10 protein-coding genes are annotated in these 19,263 nt (G+C 62.0%); 7 read left to right on the top strand and 3 right to left on the bottom strand.

Going from position 1 to position 19,263, the window contains the following annotated elements; all coding sequences use genetic code 11:
• Positions 1-48: 48 nt before the first annotated feature.
• The gene (locus KIG99_RS17295) at positions 49-990 is read right to left on the bottom strand and encodes a CysB family HTH-type transcriptional regulator (protein WP_226461282.1); all 942 of its coding nucleotides are present in this window, start codon (positions 988-990) and stop codon (positions 49-51) included.
• 187 nt (positions 991-1,177) lie between these two features.
• On the opposite strand from KIG99_RS17295, the gene KIG99_RS17290 reads away from it, so the two are divergent.
• The 5 genes from KIG99_RS17290 (at position 1,178) to KIG99_RS17270 (ending at position 7,509) form a co-directional block, all read left to right on the top strand.
• Positions 1,178-1,954: a sulfite exporter TauE/SafE family protein gene (locus KIG99_RS17290; RefSeq protein WP_226461281.1), complete on the top strand. Its 777-nt coding sequence runs from the start codon at positions 1,178-1,180 to the stop codon at positions 1,952-1,954.
• Between the two features lie 9 nt (positions 1,955-1,963).
• Positions 1,964-3,637, top strand: a complete 1,674-nt coding sequence (locus tag KIG99_RS17285; protein WP_226461280.1) for a nitrite/sulfite reductase — start codon at positions 1,964-1,966, stop codon at positions 3,635-3,637.
• Entirely contained in the window at positions 3,637-4,146 is a 510-nt protein-coding gene (locus KIG99_RS17280; protein WP_226461279.1) for a DUF934 domain-containing protein, read from the top strand. The genes KIG99_RS17285 and KIG99_RS17280 overlap by 1 nt, the downstream gene beginning before the upstream one ends.
• 9 nt (positions 4,147-4,155) lie before the next feature.
• Positions 4,156-4,875, top strand: coding sequence for a phosphoadenylyl-sulfate reductase (locus KIG99_RS17275; RefSeq protein ID WP_226461278.1), 720 nt, complete (start codon positions 4,156-4,158; stop codon positions 4,873-4,875).
• Positions 4,876-5,187: 312 nt separating this feature from the next.
• On the top strand, positions 5,188-7,509 hold the full coding sequence (locus KIG99_RS17270) for an acetate/propionate family kinase (protein ID WP_226461277.1): 2,322 nt from the start codon (positions 5,188-5,190) through the stop codon (positions 7,507-7,509).
• A 55-nt stretch (positions 7,510-7,564) separates the two neighbouring features.
• Here KIG99_RS17270 and KIG99_RS17265 read toward each other — a convergent pair whose 3' ends face one another.
• Positions 7,565-11,299 (bottom strand): PAS domain-containing protein, encoded by a 3,735-nt coding sequence (locus KIG99_RS17265; protein ID WP_226461276.1) that lies wholly within the window; start codon positions 11,297-11,299, stop codon positions 7,565-7,567.
• Positions 11,296-13,512, bottom strand: a complete 2,217-nt coding sequence (locus KIG99_RS17260) for a CBS domain-containing protein (RefSeq protein WP_226461275.1) — start codon at positions 13,510-13,512, stop codon at positions 11,296-11,298. The genes KIG99_RS17265 and KIG99_RS17260 overlap by 4 nt, the downstream gene beginning before the upstream one ends.
• A 163-nt stretch (positions 13,513-13,675) precedes the next feature.
• On the opposite strand from KIG99_RS17260, the gene ycaO reads away from it, so the two are divergent.
• Together ycaO and KIG99_RS17250 are read left to right on the top strand one after the other, a co-directional pair.
• Positions 13,676-15,391 (top strand): 30S ribosomal protein S12 methylthiotransferase accessory factor YcaO, encoded by a 1,716-nt coding sequence (ycaO, locus tag KIG99_RS17255; RefSeq protein ID WP_226461274.1) that lies wholly within the window; start codon positions 13,676-13,678, stop codon positions 15,389-15,391.
• A gap of 139 nt (positions 15,392-15,530) precedes the next feature.
• A complete protein-coding gene (locus KIG99_RS17250) occupies positions 15,531-19,211 on the top strand; it encodes a PAS domain S-box protein (RefSeq protein ID WP_226461273.1) in 3,681 nt (1,226 codons plus the stop codon).
• The last annotated feature ends 52 nt before the right edge of the window (positions 19,212-19,263 follow it).

Genomic DNA, 19,263 nt, shown 5'->3' with positions numbered 1-19,263 from the left:
GCCGTTGCAGCTTACCGTCTCAACAAAAACAGGAAAATACGACAAACGTCATAGCTGATATTCCGCCCCACCGCCCTGCATGGCCATTTCGACGACATGCCGGGAGAGGTGCGGTGCGAATCCGGCAATCAGGTCGTAGTCGTAACGGCGCAAATACGTGCCGCGGCGCAGGGCAAGGCGCGTCGTGTTCGACTCGAACAGATGCGCGGCATCCATCGCTACCAGACCGCTGTCGCGCTGGGCGTCGAAAGCCAGCCCGGAAATGATGCCGAGCCCGAGCCCCAGACTGACGTAGGTCTTGATCACATCGGCATCGAGGGCGGTAAGCACGACGTTGGGCTGCGCACCGACCCGCTCGAATGCGCGGTTGATGCGCGAGCGACCGGTGAAAGCCGAATCGTAGGTAACCAGCGGCCAGCGCACCAGTTCGTTGAGCGACAAAGGTTGCGTCGCGAGGATCGGATGACCTTCCGGTGCAATCACGCAATGACTCCACTGGCGCACCGGCAGTGTTACGAGCTGCGGATACTGGTCGAGCGACTCGGTGGCGATACCGATATCGACTTCGCCATTGACCACCCACTCGGCAATCTGGGTCGGGCTGCCCTGGTGCATCTCGAGCTTGACGGTCGGATGCTTGGCGACGAAATCGCGCACCACGACCGGCAGCGCGTAGCGTGCCTGGGTGTGCGTCGCACCAAGAATCAGGCGACCGCTGTCACCGGTGGCAAACTCGGCACTCGCCCGCTTGAGGTTTTCGGCTTCGCGCAAGATGCGCTCGGCGATCGCCAATACCGACTTGCCAGGCTCGGTAACGCCGGTGAAGCGCTTGCCGCTGCGCTCGAAGATGGAAATCCCCAGTTCGTCCTCGAGCAGCTTGACCTGCTTGGAGATGCCCGGCTGGGACGTGTAGAGCGATTCCGCCGCCTCCGAGACATTGAGTCCCTGGCGCTGGATTTCGACGATGTAGCGTAGTTGTTGAAGTTTCATTTCTGGATCGAGGATTGAGGACTACGGATCAAGGACTAAGGATCGAGGATCGAGGATCGAGGATCGAGGATCGAGCGCTGTTGCTAACAGCTCAATCCTGGATCCTCGCCCTCTTAATAACCTTTAGCTATACCAATCTAACCCAATATTCTTTTTGTTTCAAATGGCCGCTGCTACGATGCGCGCCATGGATTATCTCTACACCCTTTCCGGCTTTGCCGTTGGTGCCATTGTCGGTCTGACCGGCGTTGGCGGCGGCTCGCTGATGACCCCGCTGCTCGTGCTGCTGTTTGGCGTGCATCCCGCCACCGCGGTCGGCACCGACCTGCTCTACGCGGCCATGACCAAGGCCGGCGGTACCGTCGCGCACGGCAGGAAGGGCCATATCGACTGGGCTATCACCGGCCGCCTGGCGCTGGGCAGCATCCCGGCCGCGACCATCACCATCATCGTGCTCTCGCAACTCCCCAAGGGCAGCAACGTGCTCGGCCAGATCATCTCGAACGGCCTCGGCTTTGCGCTGGTGCTGACCGCGATCGCCATCCTGTTCGGCCGCAAGCTGCGCGATTACGCCGGCCAGCATGAAGAATCGGCGCTGCGCAAATGCTGCCTGGGCAAGATCACCGTGGCTGTCGGCGCCATTCTCGGCGTCCTCGTCACCATTTCTTCCGTCGGTGCCGGTGCGCTCGGCGTCGCCGCCCTTTACTTCCTCTACCCAAAACTTTCGCCGATCAAGATTGTCGGATCGGATGTCGCCCATGCCGTGCCGCTGACCCTGGTCGCCGGCCTCGGCCACTGGACCATGGGCGGGGTCGACTGGTCGCTGCTCGGCAGCCTGCTGCTTGGTTCGCTGCCCGGTATCTGGCTGGGCACCCAGGTTTCGACCAAGGTACCGGAACATATTTTGCGTCGTCTGCTGGCCACCATGCTCGTGGTCATCGGCGGCAAGCTGATCGTTGCTTAAGGAATTTTCATGTACAAATACGATGCCATCGACCGCCAGCTGATCAACGAGCGGGTCGAGCAATTCCGTGACCAGGTCAGCCGCTGGCAAGCCGGCGAACTGGCTGACGACGAGTTCCGCCCGCTGCGCCTGCAGAACGGCCTCTACATCCAGCGCCATGCGCCGATGTTCCGCATCGCCGTGCCCTACGGCATGCTGAACGCCGCCCAACTGCGCCGCATGGCCCACGTCGCACGCAAGTACGACCACGGCTACGGCCACTTCACGACCCGCCACAACCTGCAGTTGAACTGGCCGAAGATCGAAGACGTGCCCGACATCCTGGCCGAACTGGCCGAAGTCGAGATGCACGCCATCCAGACTTCCGGCAACTGCCTGCGCAACATCACCACCGACCAGTTCGCCGGCGTCGCCGCCGACGAAATCATCGATCCGCGCCCGCTCGCCGAAATTCTGCGTCAGTGGACGACCTTCCATCCGGAATTCGCCTTCCTGCCGCGCAAGTTCAAGATCGCCATTTCCGGCACCGAGCAAGACCGTGCCGTCACCTGGTTCCACGACATCGGCCTGCATCTCAAGGTGGTCGACGGTCAGGTCGGTTTCACCGTCATCGTCGGCGGCGGTCTTGGCCGCACTCCGATCCGCGGCGAGGTCGTACGCGACTTCCTGCCCTGGCAGGACATCCTGACCTATTGCGAAGCCATCCTGCGCGTCTATAACCGCGCCGGTCGCCGCGACAATGCCTACAAGGCGCGCATCAAGATCCTCGTCCAGGCGCTCGGCGTCGACGCCTTCGCCAAACTGGTCGAAGAGGAATGGGCGCACGGCAAGGGTGGCCCGGCCACCATCACGCAGGCCGAATACGACCGCATCGCCGCACATTTCACCGCACCGGCTTATGAAAGCCTGGGCGAAACCGCCCTGCCCGAGGAAAAAGCCTTCCGCCGCTGGGTCGACCGCTGCACACAGCCGCACAAGGTCGCCGGCTACACGGCCGTCACCCTGTCGCTCAAGGCGCACGGCGTTGCACCGGGCGACATCACGTCCGAACAGATGGAAGTCGTTGCCGACCTCGCCGACCGCTACAGCTTCGGCGAACTGCGCATCAGCCACGAGCAGAACATCATCCTCGCCGACGTCAAGCAAGCCGATCTCTACGCCGTCTGGCAGATCGCCAAAGAAAATGGTCTGGCAACGCCGAACATCGGCCTGCTGACCAGCATGATCTGCTGCCCGGGCGGCGATTTCTGCGACCTCGCCAATGCCAAGTCGATTCCCATCGCGACCGCCATCCAGGCCCGCTTTGACAATCTCGACTACCTGTTCGACATCGGCGAGATCGATCTCAACATTTCCGGCTGCATGAATGCCTGCGGCCACCACCACGTCGGCCACATCGGCGTGCTCGGTGTCGACAAGAACAACGACGAGTTTTACCAGGTCACGCTGGGCGGTCGCCAGGGCAACCAGGCGAAGCTCGGCAAGGTGATCGGCCCGTCGTTTGCAGCAAACGAGATGCCGGACGTCGTCGAGAAGATCATCAAGGTTTACCTCGAACAGCGCAGCGACGAGGAGCGCTTCCTCGACACCTTCGATCGCATCGGCATCGACCCGTTCAAGAACCGCGTATATGAAGGCCGCGCCCACGGCAAGGCCAAGGCAGCAGACAAGGAGACCGCATAATGGCCCAACTGATCAAAGACAAGACCATCGCGGTCGACACCTGGAAAACGCTCGAATTGGCTGAGAGCGAAACGCCGGAAACGGTTGCCCTGCCCGCCGGCGACATCATTTTCCCGCTGCCCGTCTGGCAGGCGCGCAAGACCGAGATCATCTCGACCTGCAAGCGCATCGGCCTGCTCATCCAGCCCGACGAGCGCGTTGAAGACGTGGCCGGCGACCTCGAATACTTCATCGTGATCGCCGTCAATTTCCCCAAGTTCGTCGATGGCCGCGGCTACTCGACGGCCAGCCTGCTGCGCCAGCGCTACGCCTACCAGGGCGAACTGCGCGCCGTCGGCGATGTGCTGCACGACCAGCTTTTCTTCATGCAGCGCGTCGGTTTCGACAGCTACGCACTGAAGGACGGCAAGAATGCGGCACACGCCGTCAACAAGGGCTTTTCCAGCTTCGGCGATGTCTACCAGGCCTCGACCAGCCAGCCGCAACCGCTTTTCCGCCGCCGTTCCTGAGATTTCCCGATGACGCCCAGCCTGCTCAAGATCACCCCCGAACTGACCGCCAGCGTCGCCGCCAAAACGGCGACGGCGCAAGCCCTGCTCGCCGACATCGCCGGCAACTGGACACCGGCCGCCTTTGCCAACAGCCTCGGCGCCGAAGACATGGTGCTGACCGACCTGATCGTCAAGGCCGGCCTGCCGATCGAGATCTTCAGTCTCGACACCGGCCGCCTGCCGCTCGAAACCTACGACCTGATGGCCGCCGTGCAAGCGCATTACGGCCTCAAGCTGAAAATCTACTTTCCGCAGGCGTCGACCGTTGAGGACTACGTACGCGCCAACGGCATCAACGCCTTCTACGAGTCGATCGAAATGCGCAAGGGCTGCTGCTACGTGCGCAAGGTCGAACCGCTCAAGCGCGCCCTGGCCGGCAAGAAAGCCTGGATCACCGGCATGCGCGCCGAACAGGCGGCAACGCGCGGCAACCTGGCGACGCGCGAATACGACGAAGGCAACGGTCTGGAGAAATTCAACCCGCTCGCCGACTGGTCGGAAAAGGAAGTCTGGACCTACATCAAGCAGAACGCCGTCCCCTACAACGCGCTGCACGACAAGTTCTACCCCAGCATCGGCTGCGCCCCCTGCACCCGCGCCATCTCGCTCGGCGAAGACGTCCGCTCCGGCCGCTGGTGGTGGGAATCGCCGGACTCGAAAGAGTGTGGCTTGCACGTAAAAGGCTGATCCGGCGATCTGCGCAGGCTAATTTCGCAACGCGAAGTTAAGGAGCAACGCTCCGGCCGCAGCTAAAGTGCTGACACCAAGGAATGTGGCCTTCACCTGAAGGCCACCTCCTGAATCAGCGCTTCAGCGCAGGCTAAACGCGCAGCGACGTTAAGCCCCGTCAGGGGCGGCCGTAGCTAATCGCCGGACTCGAAAGAGTGTGGCTTGCACGTAAAAGGCTGAGATAAAACTGTAACCCAAGCAAACTTTGCTGCACCGCAGCAACAATGATAGTCTCTCGCCTATAAAAATCCGTTTTAAGCGAGAAACAGCATGAGCGAAATTGATCTGAAGCGCTTTTTCCTCGAACAGGTCCGCCTGTTCGAGAACTTCCCAGCCGACAAGGTCGAGGAAATCGTCATCAAGTCGCGCCTGGCGACTTACGAGGGCAACGAGGCCATTCTCGAAACCGGCGACGAAGGCCGCTTCATCGGCGTCATGATCAGCGGTCACGCCGAGATTTCGATGACTGACAACACCGGCACCCGCTCGGTGATCGCCCAACTCGGCGTCGGCGATGTCTTCGGCGTCATGTCGCTGCTCACCGGCGACCGCATCGTCGCCGACGTGATCGCCGGCAATCGCTGTTTCGTGCTGATGATTCCGCAGGAAGTCTTCAACTCGCACATCCTGACCAACCCCAAGGCGCTCGGCTACCTGTCGCGCCTGCTCGCCGACCGCACCCGCGTCATGTCGGTCGACCTGGTCACCGCGCAGGCCAACGCCGTCTGCAAGTCGAGCGATCCCTACGCGCTGTCGCTGACCACCAAGGAACCGGGCAAGGTCGTCGTCCTCAATGTCGGCATCAGCCAGATCCATTTCGGCATCTACGACACGCTGGAAAGCGGCGCCGATGTGCATGGCGTGATCGATCATGCCGACAAGCAGGTCGCCAGGATCACCGTGACCGTCGGCCCGCAGCAGAAGGTCATCGAGCATGCGCCGTTCAAGCTCTCCGACCTGTTTGCCGTGATGACCGAAGCCACCGCCCTGCTCGGCCCGGCCTTCACCTTCCACCCGGAGGATGTCACCGCGATCGGCCACCGTGTCGTGCATGGCGGCAACAAGTTCTCCAGCTCGGTCGTCATCACCCCGTCGGTAATCGCCGATATCGAAGAACTGGCCGTCTTCGCGCCACTGCACAACCCGGTGAATGTCGCCGGTATCCGCGTCGCGCAAAAGCAGTTCCCCGGCATTCCGCATGTTGCCGTGTTCGACACCGCCTTCCACCAGACCCTGGCGCCCTACGCCTACCTCTACGGCCTGCCCTACGATCTGTACAAGCAGCACGGCATCCGCCGCTACGGCTTCCACGGCACTTCGCACCGCTATGTTTCGCTGAAGTCGGCGGAAGTCCTCAAGCGCCCGCTCGGCGAACTTGAAATCGTTTCCTGCCACCTCGGCATTGGCGCCTCGCTGTGCGCCATCGATCACGGCCGTTCGATCGACACGACGATGGGCATGACGCCAACCGACGGCCTGATCATGCCGAGCCGTTCCGGCAGCATCGATCCGGCAGTGATGATCCACCTGATGGAACAGCACGGCATGTCGCCGGAACAACTGTCCACGCTGATCAATACCGAGAGCGGCCTCAAGGGCATCTCCGGCATTTCCAGCGACATCCACGAGATCGAAGCCGCCGCCAATGCCGGCGAACACCGCGCCCTGCTCGCGCACAAGGCTTTCTGCTACCAGGTGCGCAAGAACATCGGCGCCTACGTTGCCGCGATGGGTGGCATCGACGTCCTCGCCTTCACCGGCGACATCGGCGAAACCAGCGCCACGGTGCGCAGCCTGGCCTGCCAGGGCCTTTCCTACATGGGCATCAAGCTCGACGAGGAAAAGAACCGCAACCTCGGCCAGTTCGAAGGCTACGCGGTCATTTCCGCCGAAGACTCGCCGGTCACCATCCTCGTCGTCGCCAATGACGACGAGCGCCTGGTCGCCTGGGAGGCCCTGCGCGCCATCGAACGCAACCAGTTGCTGCAGGAAGCCAAGGCCGACGACACGCCGGCCATTCCGGTCGAAATCTCGGCGCACCACGTGCATCTGTCGCAAGCCGACGTCGAGAAGCTGTTCGGCCCCGGCCACCAGCTGACGCCGATGCACGAGCTGTCGCAACCGGGCCAGTATGCCTGCGAAGAGCAGGTGCACCTGGTCGGCCCGAAGGGACGCATCGCCAAGGTGCGCGTACTCGGCCCGACCCGCAAGGAAACCCAGGTTGAAATCGCGATGACCGAGCAGTTCAAGCTCGGCGTGCAGCCGCCGATCCGCCAGTCCGGCGACCTCGCCGGCACGCCCGGCGTGACGCTGGAAGGCCCGTATGGCAGCTCGACCATAGAGCGCGGCGTGGTTTGCGCCCAGCGCCACATCCATATGTCACCGGAAGATGCGATGCGTTTCCGGGTGCGTGACAACTACATCGTCCGTGTCCGTGTCGAAGGCGAGCGCGAGCTGATCTTCGGCGACGTCGTGGTCCGGGTCAATCCGGCTTTCCGCCTGGCCATGCACATCGATACCGATGAAGGCAATGCCGGCAATCTGAAGACCGGCATGCTCGGCTACATCGAGGAAATCCAGAGCCGCGCCTGATCAAGGCAACATAAAAAAGGGGGATGACCGGCAACGGTCATCCCCCTTTTTGCTTTCAAGCTTCAGGAATGGCGGCGATATTGGCGCAAACCGCATCCAGCTCGGCCGCCAGCGGCAAAATGGCCGCTTCGACGAGGTCGACCGCTGCCTGATCGCGCAACAGGCTGTTGAGCTGCGTCGCCAGCCGATAGACTTCGTTGATGCCCAACGAGCCGGAGGCGCCCTTCAGTGCGTGTGCAATCCGTTCGGCTTGTACCGGCTCGCCCTGCGCCAGCAACTCGCTAATCTGCCGCACGTCACTACCGTGATTGGCGACGAACAAGTGCAGCAGATGCAGCAGCCGCTCGCGCTTGCCGCGCGTAATCGCCAGGCCAACACTCAGATCCACGCCGGGAATCACGAAATCCTCCGGTGCCGCATCTGGCGCAACCGGATCAGGCGACACAAGCGGCGCTTCGCTCGCCGCCGGCAACCACTTGAGCAAGGCGGCATAAAGTGCAGCCGGATCAACCGGTTTGGCGACAAAGTCATTCATCCCCGCAGCCAGGCAAGCCTCGCGATTTTCGGCAAAGGCATTGGCGGTCATCGCCAGGATCGGCAACGCACGCATCCCGGGCAGCGCACGAATCCGGAGGGTCGCTTCCAGGCCGTCCATGACCGGCATCTGCATGTCCATCAGGACCAGTTCGTAGCGTGCAGCCTGCAGCTTTTCCAGGGCCTCGGCACCATGTTCGGCAATATCGACCACGATGCCGGCATAGTTGAGCAATTCAAGCGCGACTTCACGATTGATCGCGTTGTCTTCGCACAACAGGACGCGGTGGCCGGAAAAATCGCGCCGCAAACGCTGTTCCGCAGCCTCCTCCCCCGCCTCGACCGACCGCTCGGGCTTGCTGCTGGCGATGACCAACTGGAAGCAGGCGGTGAACCAAAAGGTACTGCCTTCGCCTGGTACGCTGCGCACCCCGGCCTCACCGCCCATCAGTTCGGCCAGGTGACGGGTAATGACCAGCCCCAGCCCCGTCCCGCCATAGTGGCGGGTCGTCGAGTTGTCGGCCTGCTCAAAAGCATTGAACAAACGGCCCATGACCTCGGGCTCGACACCGATGCCGGTATCGCTGACTTCAAAACGCAGACTGACCACATTGCCGGTGATCTCAAGCAGGCTGCAGCACAAGCTGACCGTTCCCTGTTCGCTGAACTTCACGGCATTGCCGAGATAATTGAGCAAAGCCTGCTTCAGCCGGGTCGGATCGCCGCGCAGCCGTCCACCCAGCTCGAGCGGTGCTGCGACATGCAGGGCCAGTCCCTTGGCTTGCGCCTTGTGACGCATCAGGGCTCCGGCGCTTTCCAGCAGTTCGCCCAGATCAAACTCGATGGTTTCAAGCTCGAACTTGCCGGCCTCGATTTTCGAGATATCGAGAATGTCGTTGATCACCCCGGTCAGGTGGTCAGCCGATTGCTTGATCTTGCCCAGCTTGTCGAGTTGCTCTTCATCCTGACAGAGCCGCAGGAGCAGATGGGTCAGCCCGGCAATTGCATTCATCGGCGTACGGATTTCGTGGCTCATGTTGGCCAGGAAAGCACTCTTCGCACGACTTGCCACTTCGGCCGCATCCTTGGCGGCAAGCAGCTCGCCGGTACGCTGTTCGACCAGTTCCTCGAGATGGTGACGATGCTGCACCAACTCCTCGTTGATGCGTTTCTTCTCGGTAATGTCCTGCTTGATCGCCAGGTAGTGGGTCACCTCGCCATCGGGCTGGCGAATCGGCGAAATCACCGCATGTTCGTAAAAGATTTCGCCATTCTTGCGCTGGTTGATCAGCTCGCCGGTCCACACCTGCCCTGCCAGCAATGCATCCCACAAGGCGACATAGGTGGCGGCCGGCGTCTGCCCTGAACCCAGCAAACGCATGTTGCGCCCGACCACCTCATCAAACGAATAACCGCTGGTCTCGACAAAGGCCTGATTGACGTACTCGATATCAGCCTCGAGGTTGGTAATCACAACCGTCTCCGGACTTTGCTCGACCGCCTGCGACAGCTTGCGTAACTGGCCTTCGATCAGTTTCTGATCCTCGAGCATGCTGAGCAGGGCCAGACGTGTGCTTTCCGCTTCCGCCAGCAAGCGATGCGCCTCGTTGCGGGCGGCGCCGGCCGCCTCCTGCGCCGCCAGGCGGTCGCTGACATTGCGCGACAACACCATGAAGCGCCGCGGCCGGGCATCCCCCGCCTTGAGCGAGGTCGACAATTCGAACCACTGCCGACCAAGGTCCGGCAGATCGAGCGAAATCAGCTGCCCGCGACTATCCCCCGTTTGCAAGGCTTCGGCCAGCGCCCCCATGACCACCTTCACCGCAGCCTCCGGCATCACTTCCGCGACCGTCCGCCCGATCAAGCTTTCCCGGCTGGCAAGCAGTTCATCTTCGCGCGCCTGGCTCCAGACATTGCAATAGCGCCCGTTTTCATCAATCTCAAAGAGCAGGTCGGGAATTGCCCGCAAGGTGGCCGCCAGTTCGTCACCCAGATCGCGCACCGCCTTTTCGGCCCGCTGCAACTCGGTAATATCAGTGGAGACACCCAGCAGACCAATGATCTGACCGTCCGCATCGCGCATCGGCACCTTGACGGCAACATAGCTGCGGCTTTCACCATCGATTTGCGTGATCCGGTTTTCGATATGGCGCAGGCTTTCACCCTGCTCCATCACCCGCCGGTCGTTGGTGCGCAAGCGTTCCACCGATTCGGCATCGAAGAAATCCTCATCCGGATGACCGACAACCTCTTCATACGAACGCCCGAACAATTCACAGGTCGCGCGGTTGGCAAACTGGTAGCGATAATCGCGGCCCTTGATGAAAATATAGCCGCCAACCCCGTCGACAATGGCACTCAGGCGCTCGCGCTCCTCGCTGAGCTGCCTGGTCCGGCGCCCGACCAGGCGGCGCAGCAACAGGTTCCAGACCAGGAGCAGCAGCGCCAGCGCCACGACGGCGGCAAAGCCGAAGATCAACTCACTGCGATAAGACGCCAGCCCCAGTTCCCGTCCCATCCACTTGTCGTGCAAGACCTTCTGCTCGCTCTCGGAAATGGCCGCAAAACCGCGGTTGACCGTTGCCAGCATGGCAACATCGCCTTTTTTGACAGCCCGGTGCAATTGACCGGTGTACAGATTGAAAGCCTGGCGAAATGCCGTGTCCGCATCGAACCGGCGCAGCAGGAAATTGGCCGGCGCTTCGTCAAGACAGAAAATGCGCACCTCGCCAGCCACGGCAGCATTCACCAGCGCCGTGTAACTCGGATAGGGATCCAGGCGCAGGACGCCTTGTGCCTGCAAAAAATCGCTACAGGCGTCGCCCTTCTTGACGCCAACCGCAAAGGCCTTGAGCGTTTTCAGTCCGTCGATGCCCTGGATGCTGTGATGCACATAAATCGGTACCGGCAAATCCGCATAGGGCGCGGTGAAATCCATCTTCGCCTCACGCTGCGGCGTGCGGAAAACGGTATCGATGACATCCGTCTGCCCCGCGGCAAAATGTTGTTGCGCGTCAGCCCAGTCAACAGCGTCGATGTCGACGGCGATCCCGGTCTTTTCCTGCCAGAGCGCCCACAGATCGATCAGGTAGCCCTTCAGCCTGCCTTCATTATCGCGAAAGACATAGGGCGGATAATTGTCGTCCATGCTGACGCGCAGATGCTGCGCCCCGTCGGCCAGGGCGCTGTTCAGGCCTGGCAGCACAAAACAGGCGAATAAAAGCAGTCGACCGATAGCTTGTCGCAAAACCTTCATGCCGCATCTCCACTGCCGGCCACACTGTCATAGCGCGGCGCCTCACCAAGACGGGCAAGCAAGGCATTGACCTCGCGTTTCAGTTCGATCACCCGCCCCTCGCGCCCCAGGGTCGCCAGTTGCCAGCGCCGCAATTCATCGATCCGGCTGCGCAACTCGTCGTTGCGCAAGCGGCTTTCGATGGCGACGCCGGCCAGGGCGGTTGCGGCGCCAACATAGAGGGAGACATTGCTGCCCACGTCCAGGCGCGGCTTCAACCAGTACACAGCGAAGGTCCCCAGCACCTTGCCGGCGGTCGACTTGATCGGCGAGGACCAACAGGCGGCAAGACCATGTCCGAGTGCGAGTTCCTTGTAATCCGCCCAGAGCGGATCGCTGGCGATGTCGCCGACAAATACCGCCTCGCCGCGATATGCCGCCGTACCGCAGGAACCGACCACGGGCCCGATGGCAACTCCGTCAATCGCCTGCGAATAGGCGGCAGGCAAATCAGGTGCGGCGCCATGCCGCAAATGCTGGCCAAGCTCGTCGAGCAAGAGCACGGAACAAACGATGCCGGGTTCCACCGCCTGAATCTGGCGAACGATGAAATCGAGGACCTCACTGAGCGGCGAGCCGCGCGAAATGCGCTCGAGAATGGCGTTGCTGAACTCCAGCATCGACTGTTGCCGCCGCCGCTCGGTCACATCGGTCAGGATGATCAGAAACTCGTCGCTCAGCACGATGCCGGAAAACTCGATCAGCCGCTGACTGCCATCCTTGCAGGTGACATAGCGCACGAAAGGCTGCAACGTCCCGTCAGGTGCCATGGCTGCCTTTTCCTGCCAGGCCACGCGAAACTCGTTGCGCCGCTGCGCATCGGGGTAGGCCAACAACCACCAGGCGGCGAGATTGGGCAGATCTTCCTGGGTATAACCAAAGAGCCGTACGAAGTGGGCATTGAGAAAGACAACGTCCTGGTGTGCATTCAACTGGGCAACCGCCAGCGGCACCTTCTCCATCAGACCACGAAAGCGGGCCTCGCTCTGGCGCAACAGGGCCTCGGATTCCTTCTGGGCCGAGATATCGATCGCCACCCCGGCCGAACGCACCGGCCGCCCGTCGGCATCGCGCTCCAGCACCTTGCCGCGGATCGAAACCCAGCGCGGCTTGCCTTCGCCGTTGCGGATACTGCAATCGAGGGAAAAATTCTCCTGTTCACCCCGTCGCATCCGTTCCAGACCGGCGACGAGAAGTTCACGGTCGGCCGGCTCAAGGCGCTGCAAGACGCTGTCAATCGCCTCCAGCGTGCTGCCGGAAACGCTTTCCATCATGCCGTTCAAGGCGGAACTGCGCACCAGTTGTCCGCGGATGTCGTCAAACTCCCAGGTACCGACGCCGGTCGCCTCGAGCACCATGCTCATGTGGTCCTCGAGTTGCAGGCGACTTTGCCCGATCAGTGCGATGCCCAGTTTTTCCAGCATGCGATGCTGACTGACGACACCAATAAACATGCCGTCACGGTCGACCACGCCAAGATGGCGAAAACCGGACTCATCCATGCACCGGGCCGCCTCATCGACGGAAGCATCAATGCCGATCGTGAGCAGCGGCGCCTTCATGACCTCGCCCATGCGAACCAGATGGGGATCAACATGCTTATCCAGCAATACCGGCACGTCCCGCTCGGTCAGAATGCCCTCGGCCACACCGTCGCGCCCGACGATGACATGATCGAGCTTGCACGACGCCATGGTTTCCAGCGCGAAAGCCAGGGTCCGGTCCGGGTGAATCAGCTTGCCGCCCTGGTCGATCACGGTATTGAGACTCTGGATCAAGGCCAGCAGATCGGTCCCCAGATGCCGGCGAAAATCGGTTTCGCTGGCCAGACCGCACAAGGCGCCGGCATCATCGACCAGCACCAGGTGGCGGATACCGCAATTGGCCATCATCACCTGAGCCGACGAAAAATCGAGATCGTGCGGCACGGTCAGCAGCGGCGAGCTCATCACCGAGCGCACCGGGCGCCCGTCGGCAGAACCCGTATACATCAGACGCACCAGGTCACGTTCGGTGACGATGCCCACCGATCGGCCGTTCTCGACGACCACCAGCGAGGAAATATGCCGCTCGGCAAAGCGGCTGACCGCCTCGTCAAGCGGCGTATCAGGCGACACGGTCGACACTGCCTGCGTGGCAATATCGGAAAGTTTCAGATGGGACACCGAGTTCATGGGCGTTTGATGCGCGGGCGCGACAAGAGTGGTTTTCGGGTAGTACTCAGCATCGAGTGTACTCCCTGTCGGTAGCAGCAGAGCATTCCGGAAGGCTCCCGATCGCCATTTCTGCGCCACCTTGGCGTAAACTGCCCGCCTCAATTACCAGCCAGGTCGCCCGATGCAAAACGAACATTTCATTCCGGGCAAAGATGCCTCCCTCGAACAGACCATCGCCACGCTGCTGGCCAGGCTGGCGGCGCGCGGTTTCGAACTCGAGGAGTGCTCCTGGCTCAACCCGGTCGACAGCGTGTGGTCGGTGCATGTCCGCAACCGCGCCTGTCACCTGATGTTCACCAACGGCAAGGGCGCCAGCCGACTGGCAGCACATGCCAGCGCGCTCGGCGAGTTCTGCGAACGCCTGGCCTGCAATTATTTCTGGAATCACTACTACCTCGGCGCTGCCGTCGCCCATGGCGAATTCGTGCATTACCCGCGCGAGCGCTGGTTCCCGGCGGTCGACGCCGCCTGGCCGGCCGAATTGCTGACGCCTGAACTGCAGGCCTTCTACAACCCGGACAACAGCATTCCCGCCGCGTTGCTGGTCGACATCAACAGCGGCAACTTCAAGCGCGGCATCTGCGCCCTTCCCTACATTCGCCAGGCCGATGCGACCGAGGTTTTCTTCCCGGTCAATATCATCAGCAATCTCTACGTCAGCAACGGCATGGCGGCCGGCAACACGCCGGCCGAAGCGCGCGCCCAGGCGCTCGGCGAAATCCTCGAACGCCACGTCAAGTTCAAGGTCATTGCCGAAGGGCTTTGCCTGCCGGACGTGCCGGACGAAGTCATCGCCCGTTATCCGGGCATCGCCGCCGGCATAGCAGGCCTGCGCGCCGCCGGTTTCGGCATCCAGGTCAAGGATGCTTCGCTCGGCGGCAAGTACCCGGTGCTCTGCGTAACCCTGCTCAATCCGCGCGACCAGGGAATTTTTGCCAGCTTTGGCGCACATCCGCGCTTCGAAATCGCCCTCGAACGGGCGTTGACCGAGTTGCTGCAGGGACGTGCCCTCGATGCGCTCGACGGCTTCCCGGCCCCCGGCTTCAATCTCGAGGAAATCGCCAGCGCGCCGAACCTCGAAATCCACTTCGTCGACTCGAGCGGCCTGATCAGCTGGGAATTCCTCGGCGAGGAAGCCGATTTCGCCTTCGTCGACTGGAACTTCAGCGACAGTACCGCCGGCGACTACGCCTGGCTGTGCGACTGCATCCAGGCCGCCGGCCACGACATCTACATCGCCGACTTCGACCACCTCGGCGTATACGCCTGCCGCATCCTCGTGCCCGGCATGTCGGAGATCTATCCGGTCGACGACCTGGAATGGGAAAACAACAGCCACGGCGCCATCGTGCGCCCGGCCATCCTCAACCTGGCCGAACTCGACGACGACGAATGCGTCGACCTGCTCGACACCCTGAACGAACTGAACATCGCCGACGAACGCCCGGTCGCCGCGCTGATCGGCCTCGCCCCCGATACCGGCTCACTGTGGGCCGACCTGCGCGTCGGCGAACTGAAAACCATGCTCGCGCTGGCCATCGGCGATGGCGCTGCAATCCGCGAGGGTTGCGCCTGGGTGCGCCAGTTCGAGCAGCTTGACGCCGACCGTCGCCGCACCTACGACTGCATCGAAACCCTGCTCGACATGGCCAACCCCGACAATTTCGAAAACGCTCTCGTCACGCTCTACGGCGACGCAACGCTCGACCTCGCCACCGACCTGATCGACGGCGATATCCGCTTCTTCGGTCTCGTCTCACCCGGCCCCGACCTGGCCGGCTGCGCACAGCACCAGCAACTGTTGCAGGAATACGCCAAGGCGCGCGCCGACGCCTGAAAAACGTGCGGAATGTGCCATGGGAATAACCCTAAGGCATAACCCGCACACCGTTTTTCCCCTTATCATTACCGCTCAAGCTTGCCCTGCCTGACGCGCCTTTGCGCTGCGTCAGGCCTTTGATCAACCAGGAGCGGAAATGATCAGGACCTTTTGGCGCCAACGTGCCCTGATACGCTGTCTTGTCCTTGCCGTATCCGGCTATCTCCTCTCGTCGCACGCCGCGGCCGGCGACGCACCGCCGCTCCCGACCCGACCGGCGGCAATCACCGTTGTCGGCGACGACAACTACCCGCCCTTCCTGTTCCGCACCGACGCCGGCGAGGCCGCCGGCTACCTGCTCGATTACTGGCAGCTGTGGGAAAGGAAAACCGGCGTCAAGGTCAATTTCATCGCGATGAACTGGGCCGATGCACAGAAAGTCATGCAAAAAGGTGGCGCCGATGTCATCGAAACCATCTTTGCAACGCCGGGCCGCGCCCCTTATTACGATTTTTCCCCGCCCTACGCCAATCTGCCGGTCGCCATCTACAGCCATGCATCGATTTCCGGGATATCCGGCAGCGAAACCCTGAAGGGCTTCCAGGTCGGCCTGATGGAGGGCGATGCCTGCATCGAGGCGCTCAATGATGAAGGCATCGTCAATCACCGGTACTACCGCAGCTATACCGAACTGATCCAGGGCGCCGTGACCGGCGAGGTCAAGGTCTTCTGCCTCGACGAATACCCGGCGAATTTCTACATGTACCGGCTCAAGGTCGAATCGCAATTCCGCAAAGCCTTCAATCTGCAGCAGGGGCAATTTCACCGGGCGGTCAAAAAGGGCGATGCGGCAACGCTGGCCCTGGTCGTCGCAGGCATGCGCGCGATCAGTCCGGAAGAAGACGCCGCCCTGCGCCGGAAATGGCTGGGCACGCCACTCGACTTCAGCACCTACGGGCGTTATGCCGGCGGCGCACTGCTCGTCCTGTTGGCACTCGGCACCCTGCTTTTCATCTGGAACCGCACGCTGGTCCGCCGCGTTGCAAACAAGACGCAGGCGCTGAAACAAACCCTGGACGAACTCGAAGCCGCCCGTGCTGCAAGCGAAAGCGCCAAGGAAGACCTGGCGGCGACCCTGGAAGCCATTCCCGACCTCCTTTTCGAGCTCGATGGCAGCGCCCGCTATCTCGATATCCACGCCAGCAAGGAAAGCCTGCTTGCCGCGCCCCGTCAGGCACTGCTCGGACAAACAGTGGACGACGTACTGCCCGCCGCAGCGGCGCTAACAGTGCATCAGGCACTGGCGGCGGCACGCGAGCACGGCACCGATTACGGCCGGCTGATCATCTTGCCGATCAACGACCAGCCACACTGGTTCGAGCTTTCCGTCGCCCAGATGAAAACTGCCAGCACAGACAACGAGCGCTATCTCATGCTCTCGCGCGACGTGACCTCCCGCCTGAAGGCCGAGCAGGCACTGGCCGCGGCTCGCCAGGCAGCAATCAGCAGCGAAAACGACCGCCAGTTGCGCGAACTTTTCGAGGCAGCCCCCATTCCCATGGTCTTCCTCGATGGCCAGCGGATTGCGTTCTTCAACCGGCGCTTCACCGAAACCTTCGGTTATGCACCGGAAGAGCTGCCGACGCTTGACGACTGGTGGCAACTCGCCTATCCCGACCCAGCCTACCGTCAATGGGTCCGGATGACATGGGAAAAAGTCCTTATCCAGGCCCGGCAAAAAGATGGCGAAATCGAGGCCCGGGAATACCGCGTCAATCGCAAGAACGGCGAACAGGCCACCATGCTGATTGGCGGTCGCTTTCTCGACAACGGCCTGCTCGCCACCTTCACCGACCTGAGCGGCTACCGCGAACTGGAGGACCAGTTGCGTCAGAGCGAGGAGCGCCTGTCGCTGGCCATGGAGGCCTCGACCGACGGCCTCTGGGACAGGAATATCACGACCGGCGAGTGCTACTGCACCCCGGCCTATTTCCGCATGCTGGGCTACGACCCGGCCCTTTTTGACAACTCACTGGCCAGTTGCTGGCTGGACCTGCTGCATCCGGAGGAGCGCGAGCGAGTAGCCGCCGAAGCGCAGCGCCGCCTGAACCAGATCGGGCATTACGAACTGGAATTCCGGCTGCGCAGCGCCAACGGCAACTACCTGTGGATACTCAGTCGCGCCAAGGTGGTCAGCCGTGACGCGAACGATCGCCCGACCCGGGCGGTCGGCACGCATACCGACATCACCGAGCGCAAGACCCTCGAAATCGAACTACGCAACGCGAACATCGAGCAACGCGCCATTTTCAACTCGGCCAGCGTTGGCATCGCGCTGATCCGCGACCGCATCATCCAGCGCTGCAACCGTCAGCTCGAAACCATCTTCGGCTACGGACCGGGCGAATTCGACGATTGCTCGACCCGCCTCTGGTATATCGACCAGGCGGGCTGGGAACAAGGGGGCGCTGCCGCCTATGCCGAAATGGCGCTCGGCAAGGTGCATTGCCGCGAGCAGGAAATGATCCGCAAGGACGGCACGACTTTCTGGGCCCGCGTGCGCGGCCAACTCCTCGACCCGAGCCAGCCGGAACGCGGTGCCATGGCCATCATCGAAGACATCACCAGCGAACGGGAAACACTCGCCGTGCTGCGTCAGGCCAAGGAGACGGCCGAAATCGCCACACGGACCAAGTCCGAATTTCTCGCCAACATGAGCCATGAAATCCGCACGCCGATGAATGCCATTCTCGGCATGGCGCGCATTCTCGGCCGGCAAATCAGCGATCCCGGACACGTCGACCGCCTGCGCAAGATCGCCACCTCGGGCAACCACCTGCTGGCGATCATCAACGACATCCTCGATTTTTCCAAGATCGAGGCGGACAAGCTCGAACTCGAAAAACGCCCGCTCGACCCGCGCGCCCTGAGCGTCAACATCATCTCGATGCTGACCGAAATCGCCGAAGAAAAAGGGATAGAACTTCGCGTCGACAACGACCAGGACCTGGGCACGCTGCTTGGCGACTCGACCCGGCTGACCCAGGCCTTTCTCAACCTGGCCAACAACGCGCTCAAATTCACCGAACGTGGCAGTGTCACACTGCAAGTCAGGAAACAGTCGGAAAACGAAAGTCAGGTGCTGGTCCGGTTTGCCGTCAGCGATACCGGCATCGGCATCGCACCCGAGGCCCAGGCCAGGCTGTTCAATGCTTTCGAACAGGCCGACGGTTCGACCACCCGCAATTTCGGGGGCACCGGCCTCGGCCTCGCCATCACCCGGCGCCTGGCCGAATTGATGGACGGCGAAGCCGGTGTCGAAAGCACGCTCGGCGCGGGCAGCACCTTCTGGTTTACCGCCAGACTGGACAAGACAAACACCGACGCCGCCAGCCTTGAACCGGTCGCGACCGATGGCAAACACGAGAACACCTTGCGCCGGGACTACCCCGGCCGACGCCTGTTGCTGGTCGAGGACGATCCGATCAACCAGGAGGTTGCCTGCGAACTCCTGTGCGACGCCGGCCTGGAAATCGATGTCGCCGAAGACGGCCAGGTCGCTGTCGACATCTTCCGGCAGAGCAGTCAGGCTCCCTACGCGCTGATCCTGATGGACATGCAAATGCCGCGCATGGACGGGCTGGAAGCCACCCGCCAGATTCGCGCCTTGCCCGGCGGCCAGGACATTCCGATCATCGCGATGACCGCCAATGCCTTCAACGAAGATCGGGAACGTTGCCTGCTTGCCGGCATGAACGACTTCGTTTCCAAACCGGTCGTTCCGGACCGGCTCTACCTGAGCATCCTGAAATGGTTACGCCAGGCTGCGCCATCCTGAAACCGCGGTTTTTGCCCAAAATTCGGGGTTGACCGCTGCGCCTGCGCCGAAA

Source organism: Quatrionicoccus australiensis (assembly GCF_020510425.1).
Taxonomy (GTDB): Bacteria; Pseudomonadota; Gammaproteobacteria; order Burkholderiales; family Rhodocyclaceae; genus Azonexus; species Azonexus australiensis_A.
The sequence above is the reverse complement of the archived record's forward strand: the minus strand, read 5'-3'. Positions and strand labels throughout refer to the sequence as shown.